15 protein-coding genes and 1 riboswitch are annotated in these 15,122 nt (G+C 75.1%); of the genes, 6 read left to right on the top strand and 9 right to left on the bottom strand.

Going from position 1 to position 15,122, the window contains the following annotated elements; all coding sequences use genetic code 11:
* Position 1 precedes the first annotated feature (1 nt).
* A riboswitch (cyclic di-AMP (ydaO/yuaA leader) is annotated at positions 2 to 132 on the bottom strand.
* 144 nt (positions 133 to 276) lie between these two features.
* From COO58_RS20700 to COO58_RS20690, 3 genes are all read right to left on the bottom strand, one after another.
* Positions 277 to 1,191, bottom strand: a complete 915-nt coding sequence (locus tag COO58_RS20700; RefSeq protein WP_091572530.1) for a cation diffusion facilitator family transporter — start codon at positions 1,189 to 1,191, stop codon at positions 277 to 279.
* Positions 1,192 to 1,267: 76 nt separating this feature from the next.
* Complete coding sequence (locus COO58_RS20695) at positions 1,268 to 3,385, bottom strand: AAA family ATPase (RefSeq protein ID WP_091572534.1); 2,118 nt, start codon at positions 3,383 to 3,385, stop codon at positions 1,268 to 1,270.
* A 185-nt stretch (positions 3,386 to 3,570) separates the two neighbouring features.
* On the bottom strand, positions 3,571 to 4,518 hold the full coding sequence (locus COO58_RS20690) for an alpha/beta fold hydrolase (RefSeq protein ID WP_091572538.1): 948 nt from the start codon (positions 4,516 to 4,518) through the stop codon (positions 3,571 to 3,573).
* A 149-nt stretch (positions 4,519 to 4,667) separates the two neighbouring features.
* Between COO58_RS20690 and COO58_RS20685 the strand changes: the two genes are divergently transcribed.
* Positions 4,668 to 5,303, top strand: a complete 636-nt coding sequence (locus tag COO58_RS20685; RefSeq protein WP_091572542.1) for a carbonic anhydrase — start codon at positions 4,668 to 4,670, stop codon at positions 5,301 to 5,303.
* Positions 5,304 to 5,340: 37 nt separating this feature from the next.
* On the opposite strand, the gene COO58_RS20680 is transcribed toward COO58_RS20685, so the two are convergent.
* A complete protein-coding gene (locus tag COO58_RS20680; protein ID WP_091572545.1) occupies positions 5,341 to 5,670 on the bottom strand; it encodes a hypothetical protein in 330 nt (109 codons plus the stop codon).
* 326 nt (positions 5,671 to 5,996) lie between these two features.
* Here COO58_RS20680 and COO58_RS20675 point away from each other — a divergent pair, with 326 nt between their 5' ends.
* The 3 genes from COO58_RS20675 to COO58_RS20665 all read left to right on the top strand — a co-directional run bounded on the left by COO58_RS20675 (position 5,997) and on the right by COO58_RS20665 (position 8,575).
* A complete protein-coding gene (locus tag COO58_RS20675; protein ID WP_091572550.1) occupies positions 5,997 to 6,488 on the top strand; it encodes a DUF3145 domain-containing protein in 492 nt (163 codons plus the stop codon).
* A 24-nt stretch (positions 6,489 to 6,512) separates the two neighbouring features.
* Positions 6,513 to 8,237 carry a glycoside hydrolase family 3 protein gene (locus tag COO58_RS20670; RefSeq protein WP_176558924.1) on the top strand — a complete coding sequence of 575 codons (1,725 nt, stop codon included), beginning with the start codon at positions 6,513 to 6,515 and terminating at the stop codon, positions 8,235 to 8,237.
* Between the two features lie 116 nt (positions 8,238 to 8,353).
* Positions 8,354 to 8,575 (top strand): hypothetical protein, encoded by a 222-nt coding sequence (locus COO58_RS20665; protein WP_098746816.1) that lies wholly within the window; start codon positions 8,354 to 8,356, stop codon positions 8,573 to 8,575.
* Between the two features lie 65 nt (positions 8,576 to 8,640).
* Here COO58_RS20665 and fabF read toward each other — a convergent pair whose 3' ends face one another.
* From fabF to COO58_RS20640, 5 genes are all read right to left on the bottom strand, one after another.
* Entirely contained in the window at positions 8,641 to 9,867 is a 1,227-nt protein-coding gene (gene fabF, locus COO58_RS20660; protein ID WP_098746814.1) for a beta-ketoacyl-ACP synthase II, read from the bottom strand.
* A 2-nt stretch (positions 9,868 to 9,869) separates the two neighbouring features.
* Positions 9,870 to 10,109 (bottom strand): acyl carrier protein, encoded by a 240-nt coding sequence (locus tag COO58_RS20655; RefSeq protein WP_007072348.1) that lies wholly within the window; start codon positions 10,107 to 10,109, stop codon positions 9,870 to 9,872.
* An 87-nt stretch (positions 10,110 to 10,196) separates the two neighbouring features.
* Positions 10,197 to 11,141 carry a beta-ketoacyl-ACP synthase III gene (locus COO58_RS20650; RefSeq protein ID WP_098746812.1) on the bottom strand — a complete coding sequence of 315 codons (945 nt, stop codon included), beginning with the start codon at positions 11,139 to 11,141 and terminating at the stop codon, positions 10,197 to 10,199.
* Positions 11,142 to 12,311: an acyltransferase domain-containing protein gene (locus COO58_RS20645; RefSeq protein WP_098746810.1), complete on the bottom strand. Its 1,170-nt coding sequence runs from the start codon at positions 12,309 to 12,311 to the stop codon at positions 11,142 to 11,144.
* A 78-nt stretch (positions 12,312 to 12,389) separates the two neighbouring features.
* Entirely contained in the window at positions 12,390 to 13,730 is a 1,341-nt protein-coding gene (locus tag COO58_RS20640; protein ID WP_369700209.1) for a PucR family transcriptional regulator, read from the bottom strand.
* A gap of 99 nt (positions 13,731 to 13,829) precedes the next feature.
* Between COO58_RS20640 and COO58_RS20635 the strand changes: the two genes are divergently transcribed.
* The gene (locus tag COO58_RS20635) at positions 13,830 to 14,159 is read left to right on the top strand and encodes a hypothetical protein (protein ID WP_091577112.1); all 330 of its coding nucleotides are present in this window, start codon (positions 13,830 to 13,832) and stop codon (positions 14,157 to 14,159) included.
* A gap of 36 nt (positions 14,160 to 14,195) precedes the next feature.
* Positions 14,196 to 15,122 carry an NADP-dependent oxidoreductase gene (locus tag COO58_RS20630; protein ID WP_098746809.1) on the top strand — a complete coding sequence of 309 codons (927 nt, stop codon included), beginning with the start codon at positions 14,196 to 14,198 and terminating at the stop codon, positions 15,120 to 15,122.

Here is a 15,122-nt window from a genome sequence, read left to right as displayed (position 1 = left end):
CATGTCCTTCCGTCAACCGCCGACCGGGTTAGCTGACGGGTTCGGGACGGAAGATCCCTACCGCTGACGCGGATGCACCCCACGTACGTGGTTCCCCGGCTCGCCCTGCGGGCGATTAGGCGACGGCCGCTCCACCGGCGCCGGGGTGGCGCCCGCGGTGTGGCCGCGACCGAGCCTACCGGCGTTGCCCGGGGCCGGCTCCGTCGCCCGGAGCCGGTGAACCCGGCAAAGCCGGCATTACGCCACAATAGCGGCCTAGATTTAAGTTTGCCCTAATTACCACTCGGTCGGGCCGCACGCTCCGGCCGACGCTCCGGGTTCGATCTGCAACGTGGCGTGATCGATCGAGAAGTCCTCGTGCAGGGCGGCCCGGGCGGCGGCCAGCACGGTGGCGACCTCGGCGCCGGGAGCGGTGGTCAGGTGCGCCGAGGCCACCTCCATGCCCGAGGTCAGCGTCCACACGTGCAGGTCGTGCACCTCCGCCACGCCCGGCACGGCGGCCAGCCGGTCGTGCACCGCGGTCACCTGGAGGTGTTCCGGCGCGGCCTGCACCAGGATGCGCACCGCCGCCCGGCCGAGCCGCCAGGTGCGGGGCAGGATGAACAGACCGATCGCCACGGCCACCAACGGGTCGGCCCACCACCAGTCGGTGACCGCGATGACCAGCGCGGCGCCGATCACCCCGAGCGAGCCGAGCAGGTCGCCGAGCACCTCCAGGTACGCGCCGCGCAGGTTGATGCTCTCCTGCGCCCCGGAGCGCAGCAGCGCGAAGGCGCCGACGTTGGCGAGCAGGCCGAGCACCGCCACCACGAGCATCGGGCCGGCCAGCACCTGCGGCGGGTCACCGAACCGGCGTACCGCCTCGACCAGGACGTAGACCGCGACCGCGCCGAGCAGCACCGCGTTCGCCAGCGCCGCGAGGACCTCCAGCCGGTAGAGGCCGAATGTGCGCTGCGGATCGGTGGTGGCGCGCCGGGTGGCGGTGATCGCGGCCAGCGCCATGCCGATGCCGAGCACGTCGGTGAACATGTGCCCGGCGTCGGAGAGCAGCGCGAGCGAACCGGTCGCGAAGGCGGCCACCGCCTCGACCAGCATGAGGGCGGTGAGCAGCGCGAACGCCGCCCAGAGCCGGCCCCGGTGGCGGTGCGCCGCGTTGGTCACCGCACCGCTGTGGTCATGACCTGCGCCCACGCACACACCCTTCCCTCCCGCACCCTGGCCAGGCCCAATGTATGTTCACATCGCTATGTGTGCAAGTGAGGGTGGATCACCCGGTCGGGTCGAGCGTGGTGAGGCGTTGGGTGGCCCGGGACAACGCGACGTAGAGCGTGCGCACCCCCGAGCCGGGGTCGGCCCGGATCTCGCTCGGCGCGACCAGCACCACGCCGTCGTACTCCATGCCCTTGGCCTGCAGGCTGGTCACCACCTGGAGCCGGCCGGCGCCGAGGCCGTCCAGCCAGCCGGCCACCTCGTCCCGGCGCGGCACCGGTGTGATCACGCCGACGGTGCCCTCCACCTCGCCCAGCAGGATCCGGGCCGCCTCGACCGTGCTCGCCGGCAGCTCGGCGGCGGGCACCGTGCGTTCGACCGGCGACACGCCGGTGGAACGCACCGCGTCGGGCAGCGTCAGGTCCGGATACAGCCGGCGGATCTCCGCCGCCGCCACCGCGAAGATCTCCGCCGAGTTGCGGTAGTTGGTGGTCAGCTCGTAGCGGTGCCGGCGGCGACGCCCCAGCGCCTGGTCGCGGGCCCGGTCCAGCTCCTGCGGGTCGCCGGTCCAGGCGGTCTGCGCCGGGTCGCCGACCACCGTCCAGGACGCCAGCCGGCCCCGGCGCCCGATCATCCGCCACTGCATCGGCGAGACGTCCTGCGACTCGTCCACCACCACGTGGGCGTAGTCGCGGTAGTCCGCCGGACGCTCCCGGGCCGCCGCCCGGGCGGCGCGCTGCCGGTCGGCGTACGTGCTCAGCTCGCGCACGCCGCCGGCCAGCTGGTACGGGTCCCGCTTCGGCTTCGCCCGCCGCACCGGAGTGCCGAGCAACGCGTCCAGCTCGTCCAGCAGCGCGATGTCGGCGACGGTCGACCCGTCGGCGTCCAGCGTCCGGTACGCCTCGGTGAGCAACCGGATCTCGGCCGAGGAGAGGATCCCGCCGGCGTAGCGGCGCAGCCGGTCCGGGCGGGCGAGCCACCCCAGCACGTGACGCGGGTGCAACCGGGGCCACCAGGCCTTGAGGAACTCCCGGAACTCCGGCCGCTCGATGATCTCGTCCTCGAACGCGGGCTGCTCCGGCAACCGGCCCACCCGCAGCGTCCGGGCCTGCGCGTAGAGCGCGGCGAGCACCGCGTCGAACGCCGACCGGCGCACCTCGTTGCGGCGCGCGCCCCGGGTCAGCGTCCGGTCCCGGATGCCGTCCAGCGCCGGCCGCTCCAGCCGCAGCAGCTCACCGCGGTAGAGCAGGCGCAACTCCGCCGGGGAGTCCGGCACCGCGTCCCGCACCGCCCGCTCCAGCACCCGGCGCATCCGCAGCGACCCCTTCACCGCGGCCACCTCCGGCGGATCGGTCCGGGTCGCCGACATCCCCGGGAAGAGCGAGCCCAGCGAGTGCAGCGTGGCCGTCTCCTCGCCGAGCGAGGGCAGCACCGAGGCGATGTACTCGACGAAGACGCCGGACGGCCCGACCACCAGGATGCCGCCGCCGGCGTAGCGGGCCCGGTCGGAGTAGAGCAGGTACGCGGCCCGGTGCAGCGCCACCGCCGTCTTGCCGGTGCCCGGGCCGCCGGAGACGATCGTGACTCCGCTGGCGGGGGAGCGGATCGCCTCGTCCTGCTCCCGCTGGATGGTGGCGACGATGTCCCGCATGCCCCGGCCGGTGGCCCGGGACAGCGTGGCCAGCAGCGCGCCGTCGCCGACCACCGCCATGTCCGCCGGGGCCGCCTCCGGATCGAGCAGGTCGTCCTCGATCCGGGTGACCTTCTCCGCGGCCGACTGGATCGTGCGCCGGCGGACGACGCCGCGCGGCTCGGCGGGCGTGGCCTGGTAGAACGCCGCCGCGGCCGGTGCCCGCCAGTCCACCACCAGCGTCTCCGCGTCCTCGGCGCGCACGCCCAACCGGCCCACGTGCAGCACCTGCCCGGTGCGCAGGTCCAGCCGGCCGAAGACCAGCCCCTCGTGCTCGGCGTCCAGCACGTGCCGCCGCTGGGCGGCGTGGAAGACCATCGCGTCCCGCTCGACCAGGGCGCCGAAGGTGCCCACCCGGGCCAGCCGGTACCCCTCCCGCTCGGCGTCGGCCGCGGACCGGCGCAGTTCGGCCAGCCGGGCGTACACCCGGTCGAGATGCCGCTGCTCGGCGGCGATCTCCCGGTCCAGCGTGGTCTGGTCGGTCAACGCGGTGCTCCTGGGGTCGGACGGCACGACGGGCTGAATGAGGGTACGGGCCGCCGGCAAGGCGGACGTCGGGGCCATGCCGCCGGCCGGGGCCGCGTCCCCGGCGGTTGCCCGTTATCCGGTCGTTCCCGCCCGTTTTCCGGGCCGTCGCACCGCGGCCGGGCGTGGCGCCGCGACGGTGGCCGTCAGGGTGTGACGGTGGCGACCGCGGCGGGGTCGCCCCCACCCCCGCCCGGCGCCGCGAGGACCCGGTCCAGCACCCCGGCGACGGCCGCGTTGACAGCGTCCGGCCGTTCCATCATCAACATGTGACCGGCACCGGGGCAGACGGTCAGCTCGGCGGTCGGCAGCGCCGCCGCGATGGACTCGGCGCAGGGCGGCGGGGTGAGCCGGTCCCGGTCGCCGACCAGCGCCGCCGCCGGCAGCCCGCCCAGCGCGGTCAGCGTCTCCAGCCGGTGCTGGGCGCCGATCGAGGCGCGGAACCCGCCGATCGACCGCAGCGTGGCGTGCGCCACCGCCGAGGTGACCAGCCGGATGTCCGCCGGGTCGCAGCGGTCGCCGAAGAGCATCCAGCGGATGCTCGGGCGCAGCGCCCGCAGCAGCGCGTGCGGGGGCCGCCAGCCGCCGCAGCGGGCCAGCACCCCGGCGCCGGTGGTCTCGGCGAGGCGGATCAACCGGGCGATGCGGGGCGAGAGCCCGTAGACGGTGTGCGTGTGCCCCTCGGCGGTGGTCGAGACGAAGACCAGGCCGGCGGTGCGCGCGGCGAACCGGTCGGGGTGGCGGTGGGCGTACTCCATCACGGTCATCCCACCCATCGAGTGCCCGACCAGCACGACCGGCCCGGACGGGACGATCTCGTCGATCACCGCCGCCAGGTCGTCGCCGAGCTGCGCCAGCGTGGCGTCGCGCAACGCCAGGCAGCTCGACCGGCCGTGGCCGCGCGCGTCGTAGGTCACCAGGCGCACCCGGTCGGCGAAGCGCTCCCGCAGCTCGGCGACCTGGTGGTGCCAGCTGCGTCCGTCCAGCGTCCAGCCGTGCAGCAGGACGACGGTGACCTCGGCGTCGACCGGTCCGCTGACCGTGACGTGCAGGCGCACGTCGTCGGAGAGCCGCAGTTCCCGATGCTCCGGCATCGTCCACCTCCCCCGGGCCGACCGGCACACGCACCGGAGTGACCCGGCGGTAACACCGGCGTTACCCGCCATGACACCACGGCAACCGGGGTGGGGAGAAGATTCGACGTCCGGCCCCGCCCGGTCGGATCGGTGACCAGGCTGGAGACATGCCCGCGACCCCCGCCGCCCGCAGCCCGCGGGCCGCCCTGGCCGAGCTGCTCACCGGCAACCGCCGGTTCGTCAGCGGCCAGCCGCTGCACGGGCACGACGTGACGGCGGCCGCGGCGGTGGCCTCCGGCGACCAGCAGCCGTACGCGGTGCTGCTGGGCTGCATCGACTCCCGGGTGCCGCTGGAGGCGATCTTCGACCAGACGTTCGGGTCGATCTGTGTGATCCGCACCGGCGCGCACGTCCTGGACCGGGCGGTGTGCGGCTCGATCGAGTACGTGGTGGGCCAGCTCGGCGTACGGCTGGTGATGGTGCTCGGCCACGAGCGCTGCGGCGCGGTGGGCTCGGCGGTCGACGCGCTGCGCACCGGGCGGCGGCCCGGCGGGGCGCTGGCGTACGTGGTGGACCGGATCGCGCCGGCGGTGGTCGAGGTCGGTGTGGACGACCCGGCCGCCCATCCGCTGGCGATCCGCCGCCACGTCCGGCGCACGGTGGCCGCGCTGCGCGCCGACGACCTGCTCGCCGGGCCGGTGGCGGCGGGGGAGTTGGCCGTGGTGGGCGCGCTCTACGACCTGGCCACCGGCGAGGTCACCCTGCTGCCGGAGGAGGAGACGCGGAACCGCCCGCCGGGGTGATCCCCGACGGGCGGTCCGGTGGTGCGGGTGAGGGCGCTCAGCCCTCGAAGACGCCGGCCTCGACGAGACGCTTCTCGGCGGCGTCCCAACCGTGACCCGGGTGGGCCGCGGCCAGGCCGTTGATCTCGGCGCGGATCTTGGCGGCGTGGCCGGCGGCGGCCAGCACGCGGATCTCCTCGACGAAGGCGTCGGAGTCGGTGCGCAGGTGCACGGTCTTGCCGTTGGTCAGGTTGCGCACGTAGGCGTGCTTGCCGCCGTTGAGCGGGATCAGGTACTTGAACTCGCCCAGCACGCTGAGGGCGCCACCCTGGCCAGCCTGGCCGGCCCGGACTGACGCGCGCGCGGTCTTAGAGGTGTTGCTCGCCACGGAGGTACTCCTTGCAGACGTACGGTGGGGACGGGATCCGTCCGGGGGCTGTGCGAGTGACGCCCGGGGTGAGCGCCGGCCCGCGAAGACGTGCGGCGGCACAGAACCGCCCAGAGAACTGTACACGAACCCGACGCCTGGCTGGTCGTCGCGCCGTCAGGGTGCACAACCGGGTCAGCCGCCCGGGTATTTCCCGCCGCCCGGCCCCGGCGAATTTTCCGATTCGCTGGCGCACCACCTGTCACAGCGGTCATCATGTGTGCCAGGGACCACTCGGGTGACGAGGTCGTAGGGGAAGACGCACCTCGGCTCACCGGGAGGTCACCGTGCCAACGCGTGGCGTCGTATACGTCCACTCGACCCCGCTCGCCGTGTGCTCGCACGTCGAGTGGGCGATCGCGCGCGTCCTCGCCGCGCCGGTCAACCTGCACTGGACGGCGCAGCCCGTCGATCCGGGCGCCCGACGCGCCGAGTGCGGCTGGACCGGCAGCCCGGGGACGGGCGCCGAGCTGGCCGCTGCCCTCCGGCAGTGGCCCATGATCCGTTTCGAGGTGACCGAGGAGCCCGGTCCCGGCGTCGACGGCGAGCGCTTCATGTACGTCCCGGGCCGGGGCCTGTTCCGGGCCACCGTGGGCGCGGCCGGCGACATCCAGCTCGGCGAGGACCGGCTGCGCGCCCTGATGGCCGCCGCCCGCGCGCCGGAGGCGCTCGCGCACGCGCTCGACAAGGCGCTCGGCACCGCCTGGGACGCCGAGCTGGAGCCCTACCGGTACGCCGGCGACGGCGCGCCGGTGACGCTGCTCACCCGGGTGGGGTGACGCCGGCCGAGTTGCCCCGATACGGTGGGGCGCGTGTCGATTTCCCCGCGACGCTCCGCCGTCGCGCTCGCCGCACTGACCGCGCTGGTCGTCTCCGGCTGCTCGGACGGGCCGGACCGGCCCCGCCCGGCGCCGTCGACAGCGGCGCCGTCGTCGGCTGCGCCGACCCCGACCGCCGACGACCCGGCCGCCCGGGCCGCCGCCCTGGTCGCCACGCTCTCCGACGAGGACCTGGTCGGGCAGGTGCTGATGCCCTACGCCTACGGCAGCTCGGCGACCGACGTGTCCGCCGGTTCGGCCGCCGGCAACCGGGCCCTGGCCGGCGTCGACACCCCGGCCGAGATGGTCGCGAAGTACCGCCTCGGCGGCGTGATCCTGGTCGGCTTCAGCGCCGACGACCCGACCTCGGGCAACCAGGCCACCACCAACGTCGACAACCCGAAGCAGGTCCGCGCGCTGACCGACGGGCTGCGCGCCGCCGCCGGGAAGCTGCCCGCCGGCGCCGCGCCCTTCCTGGTCGGCACCGACCAGGAGTACGGCGTGGTCACCCGGATCACCGACGGCGTGACCCAGCTGCCCAGCCCGCTCGCCGCCGGCGCGGCCGGCAACCCGGCGCTGACCGAGGCGGCCTGGCGCGCCGCCGGCGCGGAGCTGGCCGCGATGGGGATCAACATGGACTTCGCCCCGGTCGCCGACGTGCTGGCCACCCGCAGCACGGTGATCGGCTCGCGTTCCTTCGGCGCCGACCCGGCGACCGCGTCGCCGCAGGTGGCCGGCGCGGTACGCGGGCTGCAGGCCGAGGGTGTCGCGGCAGCCGTCAAGCACTTCCCCGGGCACGGCCTCAGCGCCGCCGACTCGCACACCGAGCTGCCGGTGGTCGGCCAGTCCCGGGCGGTGCTCGACCGGACCGCGTTCCCGCCCTTCCGCGCCGGTATCGACGCCGGCGCGATGGCGGTCATGTCCGCCCACCTGAACGTCAAGGCCGTCGACCCGGGCACCCCGGCCACCTTCTCCCGCAAGCTGCTCACCGACGTGCTCCGCGGCCAGCTCGGCTTCCGCGGCGTGGTGATCACCGACGGGATGAACATGGCGCCGGCGAAGAAGTGGTCGCCGGGCGAGGCCGCGGTGCGGGCGCTCAACGCCGGCAACGACCTGATCCTGATGACCCCGAACGTGGGCCGGGCGTACGACGGGCTGCGCGCCGCGCTGACGGACGGCTCGCTGCCCCGCACCCGGCTGGTCGAGGCGGTCACCCGGGTGCTGACCATGAAGTTCCGGCTGGCCGGCCACGCCCAGCCGGCGCTCGGGACGCTGGACGACGCCGGCCACCGCAAGGCCGCCGCCGACCTGGCCGCCGCCGCGGTGACCGTGCTGCGCGGCCGGTGCGGCGGCGCCGTGGCCGGGCCGGTCAGCGTCACCTCCTCCGGCGGCCGGGACCGCACCCGGGCCGTGCTGACCGAGGCGCTCACCGCCGCCGGGGTGAAGGTGGTGCCGTCCGGCGGTACCGTGGTGCACCTGGTCGGCTACGGCGACGGGGCGAAGGACCTGCGGGCCGGCGCCGACGTGACGGTGGCGATGGACACCCCGTACGTGCTGTCCGGCGCGAAGTCGCCGACGGTGCTGGCCACCTACTCGTCCACCCGGGCCTCGATGACCGCGCTGGCCGCGGTGCTCGCCGGCAAGGCCCGCCCGACCGGCCGGTCCCCGGTCCCGGTCCCCGGCCTCCCGCCCACCACCTGCGGCGCCTGAGGTGTAAGGAGGGGCCCCCTGTTAACGCCTCCGGTAGAGGAGGGGGCCCCGCTTAACACCCTCGGCGGCGGAAACCGGATGCGGCACCGAGCGCCCGGCTGGCAGGGTGAGCGCCCATGGGAGAGCCAGCACACGGTTTCCGCTACGTCGAGCGCGCCGACGGCACGGTGGTGATCACGCACCACGGGCGGGTCGCCGGCACGCTACGGGGCGGTCGGGCCGCGCAGTTCCTGGCCGAGGTCGAGGACGACCCGCAGCTGGTGATGGCCCGGTGGACCGGCAACTACCGGCGCGGCAACGAGCGGACCGCGCGGCAGCACCCCCGCAACCGCGCCTGATGTAAGGAAGGGCCCCTTCTTAACAGACGTCTGTTAAGAAGGGGCCCTTCCTTACATCAGGCGGCTCAGGGGCGCGTGAAGACCAGCGCCACGTTGTGACCGCCGAAGCCGAACGCGTTGTTCAGCGCGGCCGGGATCTCCAGGTGACGCGCCTTGTGCGCGGCCACGTCCAGGCTCAGGCCCTCGTCCGCGTCGTCCAGGTTGATCGTCGGCGGGATCACGCCGTCCCGGATGGCCAGGATGGTGGCGATCGACTCCAGCGCCCCGGCCGCGCCGAGCAGGTGCCCGGTCATCGACTTGGTGGCGGTGAGCACCGGGTGGTCGCCGAGCGCCTGCCGCAGCGCGCCGATCTCCAGCATGTCGCCCACCGGGGTCGAAGTGGCGTGCGCGTTGACGTGCACGATGTCCGTCCGGGCCACGTCCGCGTCGGCGACCGCCCGGGCGATGGCACGGATCGCGCCCTCGCCCTCGGCGTGCGGCTGCACGATGTCGTACGCGTCCGAGGTGATCCCGGCGCCGGCCAGGCGCGCGTACACCCGGGCGCCGCGGGCGGCGGCGTGCTCGGCCCGCTCCAGGACCACCACGCCCGCGCCCTCACCGAGCACGAAGCCGTCCCGGCCCTTGTCCCACGGCCGGGAGGCCCGCTCCGGCTCCTCGTTACGGGTCGACATGGCCCGCATCGAGCTGAAGCCGGCGATCGGCAGCGGGTGGATGACCGCCTCGGTGCCGCCGGCCACCACCACGTCGGCCCGGCCGGCGCGGATGATGTCCAGGCCGAGCGCGATCGCCTCCGCGCCGGTCGCGCACGCGCTGGCGACCGAGTGCACCCCGGCCTTGGCGCCCATCTCCAGCCCGACCCAGGCGGCCGGACCGTTGGGCATCAGCATCGGGATGGTGTGCGGGGAGACCCGCCGCGGGCCGGACGCCTCCAGGACGTCGTCCTGGGCGAGCAGGGTGGTGGCGCCGCCGATGCCGGAGCCGACGCTGACCGCCAGCCGCTCCGGGTCGGGCCCGGCGTCGGCCAGCCCGGCGTCCGCCCAGGCCTGCCGCGCGGCGATGATGGCGATCGCCTCCGAGCGGTCCAGCCGGCGCAGCTTCACCCGGTCCAGCACCTCGGCCGGGTCGACCGCCAGCTGGGCGGCGATCCGGACGGGCAGTTGCGCGGCCCACTCCTGGGTGAGCGCACTCACCCCGGAGCGGCCGGCGAGCATGGCGTCCCAGGTCGACGCGACGTCCCCGCCGAGCGGGGTCGTCGCGCCGAGCCCGGTGACGACGACGTCGGGGCGACTCATGATCAGGACTGCGCCTCGATGTAGCTGACCGCGTCCCCGACGGTCTTCAGGTTCTGCACCTCGTTGTCCGGGATCTTGACGCCGAACTTCTCCTCGGCGGCCACCACGACCTCCACCATGGAGAGCGAGTCGACGTCGAGGTCGTCGGTGAAGGACTTCCCCTCGGCCACGTCGTCCGGGTTCACCCCGGCAACCTCTTCGAGGATCTCGGCGAGGCCGGCGGTGATCTCGTCACGGGTCATTGCGGTTGGTTCCTCTCATCGGGGGGTTCTCGGTGCCCGGCGTCGCCGGTCACCGCACCTGGAGCGCGTGTGCGCCCGAGGGGGTCTTCAGGGGCAGCGGACGACCTGACCGGCGTAGGTCAGGCCGCCGCCGAAGCCGAACAGCAGCACCGGGGCGCCCGAGGGCACCTCGCGCCGCTCGACCATCTTCGACAGGGCCAGCGGGATGCTCGCCGCCGAGGTGTTGCCGGACTCGACGATGTCCTTGGCGATGATCGCGTCCGGGATGTTCAGCCGCTTGGCGATGCCGTCGATGATCCGGGCATTCGCCTGGTGCGGCACGAACGCGGCCAGCTCGGACGGGTCCACCCCGGCCCGCTCACAGGCCTGCAGCGCGAGCGGGGCCAGTGCGGTGGTGGCCCAGCGGAACACCGACTGCCCCTCCTGGGCGATGTACGGCCGCCAGCCCTCGATCCGGACCGCGTCGCTCTTCTCCGGCGCGGAACCCCAGACCACCGGCCCGATCCCGGCCGGCTCGTCGTCGGCGGTCGCGGTGACCACCGCCGCGCCGGCGCCGTCGCCGAAGATGATGCAGGTCGAGCGGTCGGTCCAGTCGGTGAAGTCGGAGAGCTTCTCCGCGCCGACGACGATCGCGTTGCGCGCCGCGCCGGCCCGGATCGCGTGGTCCACCGTGCCCAGCGCGTACGCGAAGCCGGAGCAGGCGGTGTTGACGTCGTACGCGCCCGGCGCGCTGATCCCCAGCTTGGCCGCGATCCGGCAGGCCACGTTCGGGCTGCGGTCCACGGACGTGCAGGTCGCCACCACGACCAGGTCGATGTCGGCGGCGGTGAGACCGGAGTTGGCCAGCGCCTTGCCGGCCGCGGCGGTGGCCATGTCGGCCACCGTCTCGTCGCCGGCGATCCGCCGGGTGACGATGCCGACCCGATCCCGGATCCACTCGTCGTTGGTGTCGACCATCTGCGCGAGTTCGTCGTTGGTGACCACGCGGGAGGGCTGGTAGTGCCCCATCGCGGCGATCCGGCTGCCGGCCATCTAGTGCGATCCTCCGATGCGGACGAGGGGCTGGCCCGGGGCGACCGGGTCCTCGTTGTGCGCGAGCCACTCGGTGAGCGGCCCGCTGTCGTGCGCGGTCACCTCGACCGGCCCCTGCCGGCCGGTGACGTGGCCGACGACCTGGCCGGCGCGCAGCTCGGCGCCCTCGGCCAGTTCGGCGACCGGCCGGAAGACTCCGGCGGCGGGGGAGACCACCACCCGGAAGCGGGACGCCGGGGGGCGGGCGACGACGCCGCCGTGGCGGGCGATCAGGGCGCGCGCGGCGGGCAGGTCGTCGGGGGTGTTCAGGGTGACGATCTCCGGCGCGCCCTCGCCCTTGAGCTCCCGCTTCACCAGGCCGGCCAGGGTGCCGGCCGGCGGCAGCTCGACCACGCCGGTGACGCCGAGGTCGGCCAGGGAGCGCATGCACAGGTCCCAGCGGACCGGGGCGGTCACCTGCCGGACCAGGCGGCGCACCGTCTCCCGGCCGTGCCCGACCGGGGCGCCGTCCAGGTTCGACAGGAGGATCCGGGTCGGGTCGGCCACGGTCACACCGGCGGCCACCCCGGCCAGGGCGGCCTCGGCCGGGGCCATGTACGGCGTGTGGAACGCGCCGGCCACCTGGAGCCGGATGATCCGGGCCCGGGCCGGCGGCTCGGCGGCCAGCTTCTCCAGCCCGCCGACCGCGCCGGCGGCGACGATCTGACCGGCGCCGTTGCGGTTGGCCGGGTGCAGCCCGTGCGCCTGGAGCGCGGCGAGCACCTCGTCCGGGTCGCCGCCGAGCACGGCGGCCATCCCGGTCGGTTCGAGCGCGCAGGCGGCGGCCATCTCCCGTCCGCGTACACCGGCGAGGGTCACGGCCGCCTCGGCGGGCAGCACCCCGGCCAGGGCGGCGGCGCCCAGTTCACCCACGCTGTGCCCGGCGACCAGCCCGACGTCGTGCATCGGCAGGTGCTCGGCGGCGAGCAGCGCGGCGGCCACCAGCAGCGGCTGGGTGCGGGCGGTGTCCTTGATCTCGTCCGCGTCCGCCCGGGTGCCCAGGTGGACGAGGTCGACGCCGGCCAGCGCCGACCACCAGCGCAGGCGCGCCTCGACGTCGGCGAGGTCGAGCCAGGGGGTCAGGAAGCCGGGCTTCTGCGAGCCCTGTCCGGGGGAGAGTACGGCGAGCACGTGTACGACTCTGACGGATACTCGCGGGTCGCGCTGTAACGCACGGCACGAAACCGCACTAGAAGCTTTAGAGGAAACCTACAAAGATCGGTGGCGATCATCGCCGCTCTGGGTGGTTTTCCGGCCCCCTGGGCTCCCTGTCTGGCTCGGGACGGGTGCGACTGCCGGTACCACCGGGTCCAGCCTACCCACCGTCAGCGCGACCTGGAGCGCGAAGGCGTCCCGCGGGGCGAGCGGCGAGAAGCCGGTCACCTCGGCGATCCGCTTGAGCCGGTAGCGCACCGTGTTCGGGTGCACGAACAGCGCCCGGGCGGCGCTCTCCAGCGTGCCGCCGGCGGCGAAGAACGCATCCAGCGTCTCCAGCAGTTCGCCGCCGGAGCGGGCCAGCGTCGCGTACACGTCGTGCCGCAACCGGCGGCGGGCCTCGGCGTCGCCGGCCAGGGCCCGCTCGGGCAGCAGTTCGGCGGCGGCGACCGGGCACGGCGCGGTCGGCCAGGCCGGCGCGGCCCGGAACCCGGCCAGCGCGGCCCGGGCGGACTCGGTCGCCTCGTCCAGGCTGGGCACGGCCGGACCGACCACCACCGGCCCGTCACCGAACGCGGTCCGCAGCTTCTCGGTCGCCGCCAGCGGGTCGGCCGCCCCGCCGAGCACGATGACCAGGCGGTCGCCGTGCACCCCGCCGATCACCTCGACGCCGATGCGCCGGGCCTGCCGGTAGACGGTGTGCAGCACGGCCGCCACCTCACCGCCGGGGGAGCGGCCCACCGCCACCGCCACCGGCGGCGCGTCCGACCAGCCCAGCGCGGCGGCCCGGCTGGCCAGCACGTCCGGCGAGTCGCCCCGCAGCAGCGCGTCGACCAGCAACGCCTGGAGCCGGGCGTCCCAGGAGCCCCGGCTCTCGGCGGCGCGGGCGTAGACCCTGGCGGCGGCGAACGCGATCTCCCGCGAGAAGCGCAGCACCGCCTCCCGCAGCGACTGCTCCTCGCCCGGCACGGCCAGGTCCGACACCTGCTCCTCGACCACCTCGATGGTCACCTTGATCAGCGCCACGGTCTGTTGGAGGGTGATCGAGCGGGCGAGCGCCTGCGGCGCGGCGGCGAAGACCTCGTCCGAGACCTCCTGGGTGCGGTCGGTCGCGCCGCCGCCCTGGCGCAGCCACTGCACCAGTGACCGCACGCCGGCCTGGGCGACCAGCATGACCCAGGAGCGCTGGTCGGCCGGCAGCTCCCGGAACCAGGGCAGCGTCTCGTCCATCCGGGCCACGCTGGCGGTGGCCAGGCCACCCGCCGCCCGCTCGATGCGGCGCAGCGTCGCCGACGTCTCGGTCCCGCCCGATTCGCTCACCGCCCCAGCCTGACACGCCGTGACCAGCGGTTCCACTCCGAGGGCACGGGGCCGCCCCGGCCGGACGATCTCCACCGGTACGCGCTGACGATCTCGTCCGGCCGGGCCAGTACGGTGTCAGGGCGCGTCGGGGCGTTCCGTCCGGCGGGCGACGGCGAGATGGAGGAGACCGGGATGGCGCACGGGGAGGCCGAGCACGGCTGCGCCCAGGGCGAGCCCTGCCGGCCGGGTCACGAGCAGCCGGCGGCGGCCAAGCACCCGCGCCGGGCGGGCCTGACCCACACGGGTGAGCCCGCGGTCGGCCGGGGGCCCGAGCGCGCCGACGACGAGCCGGTGATGCCGCGTCAGCGCGCCGCCGAGCCGTCGCCGCACGCCGGCGATCCGACACCGGTGCCCAGCTGCCGCAGCGACCGGGCCGGCTGGGCCGGGGCCCACCGGCACGGCGCGGTGCGCCCGGGCAACCGCACGACGCGCCGGGAGCGGCCGCCGCGCCGCTGGTGCTGACCACGCGATCCCCGTCCGGCGGTTAGCGTGGGTGGGGTGAAGGCGATCGTGATCGACGCGTACGGGTCGGCCGACCTGCTGACCCCGCGCGAGCTGCCCACCCCGCCGGTCGGGCCGGACACGGTCCTGGTCCGGGTGCGGGCGGCCGGGGTGAACCCGGTCGACTGGAAGGTCCGCGAGGGGCACCTGGCGGGTGCCTTCCCGAGCCACTTCCCGCTGGTGCCGGGGTGGGACGCGGCCGGGGTGGTGGAGGCGGTCGGTCCGGCGGTGGCCGGGTTCGCCGTCGGCGACGAGGTGATCGGCTACGTCCGCCGCGACGACGTGCAGCACGGCACGTACGCCGAACTGGTCCCGGCCCCCGAGCGGTGCCTGGCCGACAAGCCGGTGCGGGCGTCCTGGCCGGAGGCGGCCGGGCTGCCGCTGGCGGGGCTCACCGCGTACCAGGCGTTGCAGTTGGCCCGCACGGGCGCCGGCGACACCGTGCTGGTGCACGGCGCGTCCGGTGGGGTGGGGCACCTCGCGGTGCAGGTGGCCCGGGCGCTCGGCGCGGACCGGGTGATCGGCACGGCGAGTGAGGCCAACCACGACTTCGTCCGGTCGCTGGGCGCGGAGCCGGTCGCCTACGGCGACGGCCTGCGGGACCGGGTCCGGGCGGTCGCGCCGGACGGGGTCGACGTGGTGTTGGACCTGTTCGGCGGCGACGCGCTCGACGTCTCCGCGGAGCTGATCGCCCGGCCGGCCCGGATGATCTCCACCGCCGATCCCGAGCACGTGACCCGGCTCTGCGGCACCTACCTCTTCGTGAAGCCGTCCGCGGCGGACCTGGCGGTGCTGGCCGGGTTGGTCGACGCGGGCCGGCTGACCGTGCACGTGGCCCGTACGCTCCCGCTGGCCGAGGCGGCCGAGGCGCACCGCCTCGTCGAGGCGGGGCACGTCCGGGGCAAGGTCGTGCTGACGGTCTGA

This window comes from Micromonospora sp. WMMA1996 (assembly GCF_002573675.1).
Classification (GTDB): Bacteria; Actinomycetota; Actinomycetes; order Mycobacteriales; family Micromonosporaceae; genus Micromonospora; species Micromonospora sediminicola.
Note: the sequence above shows the minus strand (reverse complement) of the source record. Positions and strands in the feature narration are given on the sequence as shown.

Excerpts from the sequence above, each read along its gene's own strand:
- COO58_RS20690 (WP_091572538.1), bottom strand. The coding sequence starts at position 4,518 with ATGCCGGAGCATCGGGAACTGCGGCTCTCCGACGACGTGCGCCTGCAC.
- COO58_RS20685 (WP_091572542.1), top strand. The coding sequence starts at position 4,668 with ATGCCCGCGACCCCCGCCGCCCGCAGCCCGCGGGCCGCCCTGGCCGAG.
- COO58_RS20665 (WP_098746816.1), top strand. The coding sequence starts at position 8,354 with ATGGGAGAGCCAGCACACGGTTTCCGCTACGTCGAGCGCGCCGACGGC.
- fabF (WP_098746814.1), bottom strand. The coding sequence starts at position 9,867 with ATGAGTCGCCCCGACGTCGTCGTCACCGGGCTCGGCGCGACGACCCCG.
- COO58_RS20655 (WP_007072348.1), bottom strand. The coding sequence starts at position 10,109 with ATGACCCGTGACGAGATCACCGCCGGCCTCGCCGAGATCCTCGAAGAG.
- COO58_RS20650 (WP_098746812.1), bottom strand. The coding sequence starts at position 11,141 with ATGGCCGGCAGCCGGATCGCCGCGATGGGGCACTACCAGCCCTCCCGC.
- COO58_RS20635 (WP_091577112.1), top strand. The coding sequence starts at position 13,830 with ATGGCGCACGGGGAGGCCGAGCACGGCTGCGCCCAGGGCGAGCCCTGC.